We start from the raw sequence: 13844 nt of genomic DNA, 5'->3' as shown, positions 1-13844 counted from the left end.
GCTGTCCTTTGGCCGGGTCGAGGTCAGGCGGCGGCGAGGGCCTTGGCGGCGTCGTCGTCGTAGGTGTGGCGGATCTTGGCGGCCATGCCGATGCAGATGAAGACCGGCGGGAGCAGGATCAGCATCGCGTACTGGAGCGAGGCGGCCTTGTCCAGGTCGAAGGTGTCGCCCAGCAGGGTCGAGACGACGCCGATCAGCAGCGGGCCGGCGGAGCCGCCGAGGGTGACCAGGAAGGTCAGCACCGCGAAGCCCATGCCGCGGCCGTTGGCGGGCAGGACGTCGGCGTTGGCCGCGGTCATGTTCGGGATCGCCGCGGCGAAGCCGATGCAGGCCAGGGCGATCATGGCGCTGCGGACCCCGACGCCGGGCAGCAGCACGGTGCCGGTGAGGCCGAGGGCACCGACGAGCAGGAAGACGGCGGACACGTTGATCCGCCAACCCTTCCTGATGCCGTGGTACTTGTCGCCGAACTTCGAGCCGAGCAGGATGCCGACCACGATGCCGGTGCCGCCGACGGAGCCGGAGAGCGCGGAGCCGGTCGCCTCGCTGACGCCCTCGACGCGCACCAGGAAGGTGGGGATCCAGTAGAAGAGGCCGGCGACGCCGAGTGACAGCATGGCCAGGGCGACGGTCACGCCGCGCAGGGTGGGGATGCGGAGCAGGTCGGCGGTCTGCGCCCAGATCGAGCGGGTGTCGACCACGTGCTGGGACTCCGTGGCGGCCCGGTCGCCGGTGCGGGCCTGCTCCAGTCGGTCGCCGAGCCCACGGATCGGGTCCTTGATGGTGAGCACGAGGATGGCCACGAGGAGCCCCGGGACGGCGGCGATGAAGAAGACCGTGCGCCAGTCGAACGCCTCGGCGATGGCACCGCCGAGGATCACGCCGGCGGGCAGCCCCATGTAGTAGCCGGCGCGCTCGAAGCCGTACGCCTTGGAGCGGCTGCGCGCCGGGTAGTAGTCGGCCAGCAGGGAGGAGGCCGGCGGGTTGTAGAGCTGTCCGGCGCCTCCGATGATGATCCGGATGAAGAAGAACATCATGAAGCTGGTCGCCAGACCGCTCGCGACCGAGCAGAGTGCCCAGATGAGGACGACGATCGAGATCGTCACGACGCGCGGGGCACGGTCGGCCAGGCGGCCCGCCGGCAGGACCAGCAGGGCGCCGGCCACCGAGGCCGCGGTCGGGATCGCGCCGGCCCACGTGTCGCTGAAGCCGAAGTGGTCCTGGATCTGCGGGAGCGCCCCCGCGATCAGGTTGACCTCGACGCGGTCGATGAACGCGACGAGGGCGATGACGATCGCCACCCACCAGCCGAACGGTGCGGCCTTGGTGAGGTCGACCGTGACGGGCGGCTTCCCTGCGTAGGCCGGCACCTCCACCAGGACCGGTTCGGTCTCGATCTGATCGCGGGTTGCTTCCGACATCCGGCCGACTCCTAGGGTTCGAGGGTCTGGTGTGCGAGGCTTGCGACGTAGCGTAGATCATATATAGGAGTGAGATGTCGATCGTCCGCGTGGCCGCCGTCCAGTACGCCGTGACCGAGGAGGTCGACGAGAACCTCGCGACCGCCCTTCGGATGACCGACCAGGCGGCCGCGGAGGGCGCCCAGGTCGTCGTACTCCCCGAATTCTGCAACCACGTCTCGTGGTACGCCGACCGCGACCACGCGCGCCGGATGGCCCTGACCCTCGACAGCCCGTTCGTGAAGTCGCTGGCGGCGAAGGCGGCCGAGCACTCCCTGCTGCTGATGGCCAACTGCACGCTGGCGCGCGAGGACGGCCGGACCACGGGGAGCAACATCCTCTTCGGCGCCGACGGCACGATCCTGGCGGTCACCGACAAGCAGGTGCTGATGGGCAGCGAGCGCGACCACCTCGACCCGGCGATCGAGGCGTCGCCGGTCGTGGACACCCCTATCGGCCGGGTCGGCCTCTACTCCTGCATGGACGGCGTCATCAACGAGACGCCGCGGATGCTCGCCGTCGGCGGCGCCCAGGTGCTGCTCAACAGCATCAACTCCTTCGCGCTCGACGAGGCGACGCTGCACGTGCCCGTCCGGGCGGTGGAGAACCGGGTCTGGGTGGTGGCCGCGAACAAGGTCGGTCCGCTGGTGCCGCCGCACAGCATCGCCATGGTCGCCGAGCGGGTCGGCGTACCCGTCGAGCGGCTGCACGGGGCAGGGGAGGCCCAGATCGTCGCGCCCGACGGCACCGTGGTCGCGATCGGTCCCCTGACCGGCGAGGCCGTCGTGGTCGCCGATATCGACGTGTCGCTGGCCGACGACAAGCGCCGTCCCGACGGCACCGACGTGATGGCGGCGCGCCGTCCCGACCTCTACGGCCCGATCCTCGACGCCCCGCGCGGGCGGCGGCGGCCCGCAGGCGCCGCGGAGCTGGTCACGGCCGTCCTCAGCCCGGAGGGCGACGAGGATCTGGGCACCCTGCTGAGCGAGGCGCTGGCCACGGATGCCGGGCTGGTCGTGCTCCCCGAGCTGGCCGAGCTCGCCGCGGACGACATCGTCGCGGCCCTGGCCGGGTCCGACGCCCTCGTCGCGACCAGCGTGGCCGACGGCGACGCGCACGTGGGCCTCGTGCTCGGAGCTGCCGGCGTCGTCCTGCGGCAGCCTCAGCTGCACGCGTGCGCGCGCCTCGACTGGGTGAGCTCGCTCGGCGACGGGCTCCAGGTCGTCGACCTGCCCTGGGGCCGGCTCGCGCTGGTGGTCGGCGACGACGCGCTCTACCCCGAGACCTTCCGCCTCGCCGCCTTCCAGGACGTCGACGTCGTCGCCGTCCCGTTCACGACGCAGACCCCGGCCGACCTCGACCCGCTCCTGCTCGAGCGCGCCGCGGAGAACCGGATCAACGTCGCCGTGGCCAGCCGCCGCGGAGCCGCCGGCGGCGGCGCGCTGTTCCCGCTGTCCGGGGACTTCACGCTGTGGGCGCCGGACCGCGGACCGTTCACCGGCGTCATCAGCCGCCCCGACCCGGTCCTCGCGACCGGTTCGGTGCAGGTCGCCACGCTGCGACCGGCCTGCGCGACGAACCGCTTCGTGAGCAAGGGGACCGACCTGGTCGACGGCCGTCCCTGGGAGATCGCGGACGTGCTGGTCGCTCCGGTCGGCGGCTGAGCGCCACCGTCGGCGGAGGTCGGGCGGGCTGCCCGGCCTCCGCCTGGCCGGGGCCGCGCAGGTTCATCACGGGATGCAGACGAGCCTGCGGTTCCCACGGCGTACCCGCCGTGGGAGGTGCGAACTGATCTGCATACCGTGATGAGCCCGCGGCTCCGAGGCATGCTCCAGCCCACCTCCGACACCTCGGAGGCGGGCTGTGGAGTTCAGGCGCCGGCGACCTCGTCGGCGGCCGACTGGGCGCTGAGGGCGGCCTGCAGGGCCACCTCGCTGGAGTCGAGGTGCGCGACCCAGGCGTCGCGGAGCGCCTCGGCCTTGCCCTCGCGAGCCAGGTCGAGCAGCGCCCGGTGCTCGCTGATGCGCGCCTCGGTCGTCTCCGGGGCGCGGTCGAGGTTGTCCATGCCGAGGTGGAGGTAGCGGTCGGCGGAGTGCCAGAGGATCTCGAGCACGCGGCGGTCGACGGTGCCGGTGACGTCGTCGAGGATCGCGGCGTGGAAGGCGTGGTGGGCCGCGGCGAGGGCCGCCGGCTCCCGCTCGATCTGGGCGTACTCGTCGAGGGCGACCTGGGCCGCCTCGATCCGCTCCGGGGTCATCACCTCCATCGCGCGCATCGTGAGGTCGCCCTCGATCACCTTGCGCAGTCGGTAGATGCCGGACAGGTCGTCGACGCTGAGCGGCGCCACCAGGGCCGAGCGCCCGGGGCGGAGGCTGACCAGCCCCTCGCTCTCCAGGCGGCGCAGGGCCTCGCGCACCGGGATGTGGCTGACGTCGAACTGCTCGCACAGCTCGACGATCGACACGGCGGCGCCGGGGCGGATGTTGCCGTTGAGGATCGCGCGGTGCAGCTCGTCGGTGACCCGGTCCACCAGGGACAGGTGGGCGATCGGACGAACCGGCGCTCCGGTGCGCGTACGCGCCATGCGGCATCTCCTCGTTGACATCTGGTGGTACTCGGCGTGCGGGGGGTCGTACGCCGGCGCAATCGTGGCACGTCCGCGGGTGGATTGTCCCAATCCGCTTGCGCGATTCACCTATCCGATATTGTATATTCTCTAGCCGAGAGGAGGTGCGAGATGGTCGACCCCGCAACATTTCGTGACGTCATGGCCCAGTGGCCGAGTGGTGTCACGGTGGTGACCACGCTGGTGGACGGCGTGCGCCACGGCATGACCGCGAGCTCGTTCTCCAGCGTGAGTCTGGACCCGCCGCTGATCTCTGTCTGCCTGGACAAGCGGCTCTACTCCCACGAGCTGATCTCGCGCGGCGGCGTCTTCGGCGTCAACGTGCTCGCCAAGGACCAGGCCGAGGTCGCTCGCCGGTTCGCCGGCATGGTGCCCGGGCTGGAGGTGGAGGACCGCTTCGACGGCGAGTCCTGGACCACCGCCGCCACGGGCGTGTCGCTGCTCGACTCCGCGCTGGGCTGGCTCGATTGCCGGGTCCTGCACGAGTACCCCGGCGGTGACCACACGATCTTCGTGGGCGAGGTGCTCGCGGGCCACGCGGCCCGTCGTACGGCGCCACTGCTGTTCCACTCCCGCGGGTGGGGCCAGTTCGCCGACGTGCTGCCCGACGTGGCCACGCTGGCCGACAGCGGCCTGGTCGCGGCCCTGCGGCGCCAGCAGCACCCCGAGGACGGGGTGCTCCAGACCGCCCGGGACGTGGCCACCAGCGGTGTGCGCGTCCGGGTGCTCGACCTGACCGACCACGAGGGCGACCCGGTCGCCGTCCCCGAGCCCCTCGCGGCCGGGGCCACGGCCCTGGTCGCGAACCGCAGCCAGCTGGACCGGGCGCTCGCCCTCGACCTCGACGCGGTCGAGATCGCGGTCGACGCCGCCCGGCCCGGTGCGGTGCAGGAGACGCTCGCGATCATCGACGGCGTCGCCGACCGCGTGGCCATCGTGCTCGACGACGCGTTCGCGCCGCACCGCACCGAGGCGGTGCTGTCGGCGGTCGTGGCCTTCTCGGAGGCTCGCGTCCGCGAGATCGGGATGGCCGACAGCAACGGCGCCGCGACCCCGCTCCAGGTGCGCGCGGTGCTGCAGGACGCGGTCGGGCTCGCCCGGCCGGTGCCGTTGCGGGCGTGTTTCGGTGACCGGGACCGGCTCGGCCTGGTCAAGGCCCTGACCGCTCTCAAGAGCGGCGTGCACCACTTCGACACCACGCTCGCCGGCCTCGACGGCGCGGTCGCGACCGAGGACCTCGTCCGGCTCCTCGGTGAGCTCGATGTCGACTCACCCGCCGACGGCGGACAGCTGGGCCGGGTCGCCGACGACCTCCGCTCGGCCGTCGCCAACCGCTCCGACGCCAGCGTCGGTGCCCATGACCTCGCGGCCGGCCCGGCCACGACCGATCCAGTAGTAGGAGCCGCAGGATGACGGCAAAGCTGACCGCCGAGTTTCTCCTCCCCGACCTCACCGCCGCCGAGCGCGAGCGGGCGGCCCGCGTCGAGTCGGTACTGCCGGCGATCGCCGCGGCCGCGGAGTCGGCCGACGAGGCCGGGGCCCTGCCCGAGGGTCACCTCAAGCTGCTCGGCGACGCGGGCCTGCTGGGCCTCGTCGTGCCCGAGGAGTACGGCGGCCTCGGTGGCGGGCTGCGTGACCTCGCGGCGACGACGTACACCCTCGGCACCGTGTGCGGCTCCACCGCGCTGGCGTACTTCTTCCACTGCTCCTCGTCCTCGCGCGGCATGCTGCCGCTGGCGGCGCTCGAGGCCGGTCTGTACGACGACGAGGAGGCGCCGGTCGTGCGCGCCTTCGCGGAGAAGGTGCTGCACCTGATGGGCACCGAGAAGAAGGCGATCGGCAACTTCGCCAGCGAGGCGGTCAAGGCCTCCAACGCGAACGTGCTGATCCGCACCACCGCGACCCGGACCGAGGGCGGCTGGCTGCTCAACGGCGAGAAGTCGTTCGGCTGCCTGTCCGGCTCGGCCGACTACTACCTGGTCACCGCGCGCCGCGAGGACGTCGAGGGCCTCGACGCCCTCACCCTGTTCCTGGTGCCCCGCGACGCCGTGGGCGCGCGCCCCCGCGCGCCGTGGATCGGCCTCGGCATGCGGGCCTCGGACAACAACGGCCTGATCATGGAGGACTGCTTCGTCCCCGACGAACTCTCCCTGGCCGTGCCCGGCGCCTTCACCCGCGCCACCTCGATGTCCCGCGGCTCGTGGGTCGGCAACCAGATCGCCATCGCCTCGATCTACGCCGGCATCGCCCAGGGCGTCTGGGACTTCGCGCTGGGCCGGGTGATGGCGGCGAAGTTCGCCGACACCGGCAAGCCGATCGCCTCCAGCCCGATGCACCAGGTGATCATCGGCGACGGAGAGCGCCACCTCGCCGAGGCGCACCTGTGGCTGCGTCGCCAGATCGAGCTCGAGGCCAGCGACCCGCCGATCTTGCCCAAGAACGAGGTCGTGCAGAGCTGGAAGCTCGCCAAGGGCGCCATCTGCGAGCACGCCCACGACGTGGCGCTGTCGGCGCTGAAGATGTGCGGCACCTCCGGCGCGCTGATGGGCAACTCCATCGGCCGTGCCGTCCGCGACACCGCGATGGGTCTCGTCCAGGCGTTCCCCGCGGAGCGCGGGAAGCTGGACCTGGCGAAGATGATCGTCGACAACGAGGGTTGGGCTGGGCTCACCACCAGCGACAGCTTCGCCAAGCCCACCCAGACCGCCAAGTAGGAGACGCGTTGACCACCACCCAGGATGGCATCGAGACGCCCCGCCTGGAGCTGCCGCTCCCCGCGCAGCTCGTGGCGGGGGTCTGGTCGGCGCCCACCGAGCAGCTCGACCTGATCCTCGAGGACCCCTACCTCGGCACGCAGCTCGGCCACGCCGCCGCCACCTCGGCGGAGGACGGCGAGCGGGTGGCCGCGGCCGCCCAGGTCGCCTACGAGTCCGGCGCATGGGCGCGGATGTCGCCCGACGCCCGGGCCGAGGTGCTCGACCGGGTCGCCGACGCCCTCAAGGGTGAGGTCCCGCGGCTCGCCGCTCTCGAGGCCTTCGCGACCGGCGTGCCGGTCACGCAGACCGGCATCGTCGCGATGATCGTCCCCGGCGCGTTCCGCCTCGTCGCGCAGGCGCTGCGTGACGGCGTGCTCCGCGAGGACTACGAGGGGATGTCCGGCAACGCCGTCGAGGTGCACCGTCTGCCCCTCGGGCCGGCCCTGTGCCTGCTGCCCTGGAACGCCCCGGCCCCGATGGCCGCCCACAAGGTGGCCAGCTCGCTCGCCGCCGGCTGCCCGACGATCCTCAAGCCCAGCGAGTACGCGCCGTACGGCACGACCGAGCTCGGCCGCATCGTCTCGGGTGTCCTCGCCGAGGCCGGACTCGGCACCGGTGTCGACGCCGGCACCTTCCAGGTCGTCCAGGGTGGCCCCGGCGTCGGCGGCAGCCTGGTGAGCGACCCCCGGGTGCGGGCCGTGTCCTTCACCGGCGGCCTGCCCGGCGGTCGCGCGATCGCGGCGGCCTGCGCCGCCGACTTCACCGCGACCCAGCTCGAGCTCGGCGGCAACAACCCGCTGGTCGTGCTGCCGGACACCGACCCCGCCGACGCGGCCCGCGCCGCCGTCGACCTGCTCACCACGCTCAACGGCCAGTGGTGCCGCGCGCTCGGGCGGCTCGTCGTCCCGGCCGAGATCGCCGACGAGGTCGTGGGTCTCGCCCTCGACCGGCTCGCGGACCTGCGCGCCGGCGACCCGCTCGACCCGGCGACCGACCTCGGCCCGCTCGTGCACTCCGTGCACCTGGGCCGGGTGCACGCCGAGCTCGAGGCGAAGGTCGCCGTCGGGGGAGTGACCTGCACCAGCACCTCGCTGCCCGAGCGCGGTCACTTCCTGGCGCCGACGCTGCTCACCGGGGTGCCGGCCGCCGAGGCCCAGCACGAGGTGTTCGGGCCGGTCGCGACCGTGCACGCGTACAACACGCTCGACGAGGCGCTCGCGCTGGCCAACGGCACGCCGTACGGCCTCGAGGGCTACGTCCTCGGCGCCGACACCGAGCGCGCCATGGAGTTCGCCCGGCAGGTGCGGGCCGGCGAGGTCAAGGTGAACGGCTCGACGATCATGAGCCTGCACCTGATGACGCCCCGCCCCGCCTGGGGTCTCTCGGGACTCGGCGAGGAAGGCACCCTGGAGACCATCCGGATCTTCACCGGCGCCCGCGTCGTCGGTGTCGAGGGCGGCTTCGCCCTGCACGGCAAGTGACCATGGACGCTCCCTCCGATCGGCTCCGCGCGCTGCTGCGCGGACCGGACCTGGTCCACCTGCCCGGGGTGTACGACGCGGTGAGTGCCCGGCTCGCCGCCCGTGCGGGCGTGTCGGGCGCCCACCTGTCGGGCGCGGTCGCGTCCGCGGTGGCGCTCGGCCTGCCCGACCTCGGCTTCGTGCACGCCGCCGACATCGTCAAGGTGGCGCAGAGCGTGACGCCGGCGCTCGACGGGCTGCCGCTGCTGGCCGATGCCGACACCGGCTACGGCAACGCGCTGCAGGCCCGCGCGACCGCCCGGTCGTACGCCGCCGCCGGCATCGCCGGCCTGCACCTGGAGGACCAGGTCGCCCCGAAGCGCTGCGGCCACCTCGCCGGCAAGCAGGTCGTCGACGTCGACGAGGCGGCCTCGCGCGTGCGCGCCGCCGTCGACGCGGCCCCGGAGGGCACGAGCGGCATCGTCGTCGTCGCCCGCACCGACGCCGTCGGCGTCGAGGGCGTGGCGTCGGCGACCGAGCGCTGCGTGGCCTTCGCCGAGGCGGGCGCGGACGCCGTGTTCGTCGAGGGCGCCAGCCCCGACCAGCTCGCCCAGGTCGTCGACGGCGTCGTCCGCGCCGCCGGCTCCTGCCCGCCCCTGGTCGTCAACCGGTCCGAGGCGGCCGGTTCCGAGCCGCCGCTGGACCAGGCGTCGCTGCGCGAGCTCGGCGTCCGCATCGTCATCCACCCGGTCTCGGCGCTGCTCGCGGCCGCTCACGCCCAGGCCCGGGTGTACGCCGCGATCGCCGCGACCGGCGACGCCGCCCCGGTCGACCGGCTCGGCTGGGACGACCTCACGTCCCTGGTCGGCCTGCCCGACCTCCTGACCCTCGAGCAGCGGTACGCCGCAGGAGAGCACCCATGACCCAGCAGCACCCCACCGTCCTCGTGGCCGGCGCCGGCCCGGTCGGCCTGACCGCGGCGCTGATCCTCGCGCGCGCGGGCATCTCCGTCACCGTCCTGGAGGCGGGGGAGACCCTGGCCGCCGAGTCGCGGGCCTCGACCTTCCACCCGCCGAGCCTGGAGATGCTCGACGAGCTCGGTGTGCTCGAGCCGCTGATGGAGCGCGGGCTCGTGTCCACGGGGTTCCAGTACCGCGACCGCCGTACCGGCCCGATCGCCGACCTGGACCTCGGCGTGCTCGAGGGCGACACCCGCTTCCCGTTCCGGGTGCAGATCGAGCAGTCCAAGCTCACCCCGGTGATCCTCGAGGTCCTCCAGGGCATGGACCACGTCAGCGTCCACTTCGGGCAGCGGGTCGTCCAGGCTGCGAGCGACGGCTCCACGGCGACCGTGACGACCGAGGTCGGCGACACGTTCACCGCGGACTGGGTCCTGGGCGCGGACGGCGCGAACTCGCAGGTGCGGCAGACCGCCGGCTTCTCCTTCGAGGGCATGACCTACCCCGAGCGCTTCCTGGTCGCCTCGACCACCGAGGACCTGGACACGATCCTGCCGGGCATCTCGGCGGTCAACTACGTCTTCGACCCGACTGAGTGGCTGGTGCTGCTGCGCACGCCGGAGCACTGGCGGATCCTCTTCCCGACCGCCCAGGACACCGCGGACGAGGTCGAGATCGACCCGGCGCGGATCCAGGAGCGGCTGAGCGGCGTGGCCGATCTGGGCCGCGAGTGGGACGTCCTGCACACCACGCTCTACCGCGTGCACCAGCGGGTCGCGGACTCCTTCCGCAAGGGCCGGCTGCTGCTGATGGGCGACGCCGCCCACATCAACAACCCGCTCGGCGGGATGGGCATGAACAGCGGCATCCACGACGCGTACGTCGAGACCACGGCGCTGCTGGCGCTGCTGCGCGGCGACGGCACGCTGGAGCAGCTCGACACGGCGTGCGAGGCGCGCCGCCAGGTGGCGCTGTCGTACGTCAAGACGATCACCCACGACAACTGGGAGAAGCTGCGTCAGGACGACGCCGACGCGATCAAGGCGTACCACGACGAGCTGCGCGAGCTGGCCTCCGACCGCGAGCGGATGCGCAAGCACCTGCTGAACACCTCCATGATCAACTCGCTGCGCTCCGGCAAGGTCGTCGACATGGTCGGCGTCCAGGCGCCCTGATGGCCGGAGCCCCGATCGAGCGGGAGAACCCCGCCCGGACCGACGAGCTCGTCGGCAGCGTCGAGGCCGCAGATCCGGCCGAGGTCGACGCGACGGTCGCCCGGGCCCGCATCGCCCTGCGGGCCTGGGCGGCCACGGAGCTCGGTGCGCGCTGCGCGGCCGTCCGTGCCGGCGCCGACCGGATCGCCGCCGAGCTCGACGCCCTCGCGGAGCTGATGGCGCGCGAGACCGGCAAGGTGCTGCCGGACTGCCGCGGCGAGCTCGGCTTCGCCGTCACGGTGCTGCGCTGGTCGGCGGACCGCGCCGAGGAGCTCCTCGTCGACGAGGTCATCGACGACGAGGCCGGCCGGATCGTCGTACGGCGCCGGCCGTACGGCGTCGTCGCGGCCGTCACCCCGTGGAACGCGCCCGTCATCCTGGCCGCGCTCAAGCTCGGCCCGGCCCTGGTCTCGGGCAACGTCGTGGTCGTGAAGCCGTCCCCGCTCGCGCCGTTCGCGATCGCCCGGGTCGTCGAGCTGCTGGGCTCCGCCCTCGGCGACGACGTGGTGCAGGTCGTGCAGGGCGACGCCGAGACGGCGACCGCGCTGGTCGGGCACTCCGGAGTCGACCGGGTGGCCTTCACCGGTGGCGAACGCGCGGGCCGGGCCATCGCTGCCCTCGCCGGCCAGACCCTCACCCCGACCCTGATGGAGCTCGGCGGCAACGACGCGGCCCTGCTGCTCGAGGACGCCGACCTCGGCCCGGACGCGATGGACCGGCTCGTGATGGCGACGTTCGCGACGTCGGGCCAGGTCTGCATGGCGGTCAAGCGGCTGCTGGTCCCGCGGGCTCGGCTCGACGAGTTCGTCGCCGCCTACCGCGCCGCCGCCGACCGCGTGCTCCGCCTCGGCGACCCGCTCGCCGACGGCGTCACCATCGGCCCGGTCGTGACGGCCGACTCGGCCGCCCGGGTCCGGGCGCTGGTCGAGAGCGCCGGCGAGCGCGGGGCCGAGGCCGTCGTGCTCGGCACCGTCGACGCCGGTGCCGACCTGTCGCGGGGCCACTACCTGCGCCCCACCCTGGTGCTCGGCGTGTCCGCCGACGACCCGCTGGTGACCGAGGAGCAGTTCGGTCCGACCGTCCCGGTGCTGGCCTACGACTCCCTCGAGGAGGCGCTCGAGCTCGCCAACGCCGGCGACCTCGGTCTGGCCGCCTCCGTATGGTCGGCCGACGAGGAGCGCGCCTTCGCGGTGGCCGCGCGGCTCGAGGCGGGCTTCACGTTCGTCAACACCCACAACCGCACCGGCATGTCGCTGCGTGCACCCTTCGGCGGCATCAAGCGCTCCGGCTGGGGACGGGAGTACGGCGACGAGGGCGTGCTCGAGCACACCCAGCCCTGCGTCGTGCACGCGCCCGGCGCCTTCCGCGCGGGCGGGGCCGGTCTCGGCGCGGCGGCGTACCCGGGCTGATACCGATTCGCGACCGAAGTCCGGGACTTTGGTCCCGACTTCGGCGGATGCTGGCTCGGACGCGTGCGAAGCGCTTCCCTCTCGCCTCGTAGATTATATATACTTTTCGTCACCACCCACTGAGCAGGACCGAGGAGCACGATGAGCCAGACCCTGAAGTCCGTGCAGGAGTTCTACGACGAGGCGCCGACGACCGACATCTCGGAGATCTTCGCGACCTGGATGGACCTGGTCGACGGCCTGAAGGCGCGCGTGGCGGAGCGGTTCGAGCTCACCCGCGACCCCTCGTCGAACGTGCTCGAGAGCTTCGGCGGCGAGAACGGCGGTCCCACCGGCCGGATCCGTGCCTACGCCGGTCCGGAGATCGACTGGATGGTGCACTCCCACATGGAGAACGCGAAGCTCGGCTTCGCCAACATCCACCTGACCATCTGGCTCGGTCCCCAGGTCAAGGTCCCGCACTTCGGCCTCGCCCTCGGCGCCTTCCCGCAGGCCTGGATCTTCGTCGACTCCGTGCCGCGCACCAACCTGCTCGTCGACACCGACTCCTACGACCGCTACTTCGGCCCGCTCAACGCCGAGTGGGAGCAGGTGCGCCACGAGAACGACTTCCTCGACCCGTTCGTCAGCCGCAGCGGCTTCGTCCGCGCGAGCCTGTCGCCGATGGCGCACGCCTACACCGCGACCACCGACAGCCGCACCACCGACCTCGTCTCGAAGCTCGCCACCGACCACCTCGAGCGCTGGCTCGGCTGGGTCGACGCGGCCGAGCGGGTCCCCGCCGAGGAGCAGGCCGCGCTGGCCGCGGACGACCTGCTGACCCGCCGCAACATCGCCGAGCGCGACCCGGCCAACGAGATGGGCGACCGGTTCTTCGGTCAGGAGCTGACCAACACGCTGGTCCGCGCCCTGTGGGGCGGCGACCGCGAGCTCCCGCGCGCGCATGAGCAGGCCTGACCCACGTGAGTGTCCTGGTCCGCGCCGTACGCACGGCGACCCGCGTCCCCGGGGTGGCGGCGCCGTACGACACGGTGCACGTCACTGTGCGCTATCCGGCCCTGCCGGCGCGCGACGACGTCGAGCGGATGAGCGGTGCGCTCGCCGCTGACGCCGCCGGCGCGCCGTACCCCGTCGTCGTGCTGGTGCCCGGGGTCAACTGTCCCGCCGACGCCTACCGCTGGCTCGCCTTCCGGCTGGTCGAGGCCGGCAACGTCTGCGTCAGCTACGACTGGGTGGGGGAGCTGTTCCCCGGCCAGTACGGCCTGACCCCCGGCGTCGACATCGTCGCCGCGGGTCCGGACCACTACGGCGAGCGGCCGACGACGCCGGCCCTGCGGCCGGTGCTCGACGCGGTCGCCGCGCTGAACGAGTCCGGCCAGCTCGCGGGTCTGCTCGACCTGGAGCGGGTCGGCGTCGTCGGTCACTCGGCCGGCGGCACGGTGCTGCTGCAGTCCATCAGCCCCGCGTGGTTCCCGGAGGTGCGCGCCGTCGTCACCTACGGCGCCCACACGATGGCCTCGCAGATGATCGGCTACCCGCCGAACACCCTGCTCCACGCGCCGGTCGAGGCGCCCACCATGATCATCGCCGGCACCGACGACGGCGTGGTCGCCGCGAGTGCCATCCGGTACGGCGAGCAGGCCGGCGCGGCCGGTCACGACCCGGTCGAGCGCACCTGGCGCGAGGCCGTGGCCTCGACCACGGAGTGCTGGCTGGTCCACCTGGCCGGGGCGGGCCACATGCTGGCCGCGCACCCCGAGGACCCGTCCACCGCACGCGGGTTCCTGGAGACGCCGACCGACGCCGACCACGACCGCCTCCGCGAGGTGCTCGGCGACGTGGTGGCGACGTTCCTGGCCGCCCACCTCACGAGCGCCCCGTCCGCCAAGTCGCAGCTCGACCAGCTTGCTGAGCAGCCCCAGCCCGAGATCGCCGCCATCCGGCGCAGGTAGGAGAACAC

The 13844-nt window shown here is 73.0% G+C and carries 11 protein-coding genes; 9 read left to right on the top strand and 2 right to left on the bottom strand.

Features of this window, described 5'->3' with window-relative positions; translation table 11 throughout:
- Positions 1–23 precede the first annotated feature (23 nt).
- Entirely contained in the window at positions 24–1421 is a 1398-nt protein-coding gene (locus VMF51_RS05275; RefSeq protein WP_325473359.1) for an MFS transporter, read from the bottom strand.
- A 74-nt stretch (positions 1422–1495) separates the two neighbouring features.
- Here VMF51_RS05275 and VMF51_RS05270 point away from each other — a divergent pair, with 74 nt between their 5' ends.
- The gene (locus VMF51_RS05270) at positions 1496–3124 is read left to right on the top strand and encodes a nitrilase-related carbon-nitrogen hydrolase (protein ID WP_325473358.1); all 1629 of its coding nucleotides are present in this window, start codon (positions 1496–1498) and stop codon (positions 3122–3124) included.
- 206 nt (positions 3125–3330) lie between these two features.
- On the opposite strand, the gene VMF51_RS05265 is transcribed toward VMF51_RS05270, so the two are convergent.
- Complete coding sequence (locus VMF51_RS05265) at positions 3331–4044, bottom strand: GntR family transcriptional regulator (protein ID WP_325473357.1); 714 nt, start codon at positions 4042–4044, stop codon at positions 3331–3333.
- A 153-nt stretch (positions 4045–4197) separates the two neighbouring features.
- Here VMF51_RS05265 and VMF51_RS05260 point away from each other — a divergent pair, with 153 nt between their 5' ends.
- The 8 genes from VMF51_RS05260 to VMF51_RS05225 all read left to right on the top strand — a co-directional run bounded on the left by VMF51_RS05260 (position 4198) and on the right by VMF51_RS05225 (position 13836).
- Positions 4198–5499, top strand: a complete 1302-nt coding sequence (locus VMF51_RS05260) for a flavin reductase (RefSeq protein WP_325473356.1) — start codon at positions 4198–4200, stop codon at positions 5497–5499.
- Positions 5496–6800: an acyl-CoA dehydrogenase family protein gene (locus VMF51_RS05255; protein ID WP_325473355.1), complete on the top strand. Its 1305-nt coding sequence runs from the start codon at positions 5496–5498 to the stop codon at positions 6798–6800. Before VMF51_RS05260 ends, VMF51_RS05255 begins: the two co-directional genes overlap by 4 nt.
- Positions 6801–6808: 8 nt before the next feature.
- On the top strand, positions 6809–8323 hold the full coding sequence (locus VMF51_RS05250; RefSeq protein ID WP_325473354.1) for an aldehyde dehydrogenase family protein: 1515 nt from the start codon (positions 6809–6811) through the stop codon (positions 8321–8323).
- A 2-nt stretch (positions 8324–8325) separates the two neighbouring features.
- Positions 8326–9225: an isocitrate lyase/PEP mutase family protein gene (locus VMF51_RS05245; protein WP_325473353.1), complete on the top strand. Its 900-nt coding sequence runs from the start codon at positions 8326–8328 to the stop codon at positions 9223–9225.
- Complete coding sequence (locus tag VMF51_RS05240) at positions 9222–10436, top strand: NAD(P)/FAD-dependent oxidoreductase (protein ID WP_325473352.1); 1215 nt, start codon at positions 9222–9224, stop codon at positions 10434–10436. Before VMF51_RS05245 ends, VMF51_RS05240 begins: the two co-directional genes overlap by 4 nt.
- Positions 10436–11884, top strand: coding sequence for an aldehyde dehydrogenase family protein (locus VMF51_RS05235; RefSeq protein ID WP_325473351.1), 1449 nt, complete (start codon positions 10436–10438; stop codon positions 11882–11884). Before VMF51_RS05240 ends, VMF51_RS05235 begins: the two co-directional genes overlap by 1 nt.
- 141 nt (positions 11885–12025) lie before the next feature.
- A complete protein-coding gene (locus VMF51_RS05230) occupies positions 12026–12841 on the top strand; it encodes a hypothetical protein (RefSeq protein WP_325473350.1) in 816 nt (271 codons plus the stop codon).
- Between the two features lie 5 nt (positions 12842–12846).
- Positions 12847–13836, top strand: a complete 990-nt coding sequence (locus tag VMF51_RS05225; RefSeq protein ID WP_325473349.1) for a hypothetical protein — start codon at positions 12847–12849, stop codon at positions 13834–13836.
- Positions 13837–13844: the final 8 nt, after the last annotated feature.

This window comes from Nocardioides sp. (genome assembly GCF_035503875.1).
Lineage (GTDB): Bacteria > Actinomycetota > Actinomycetes > Propionibacteriales > Nocardioidaceae > Nocardioides.
Note: the sequence above shows the minus strand (reverse complement) of the source record. Positions and strands in the feature narration are given on the sequence as shown.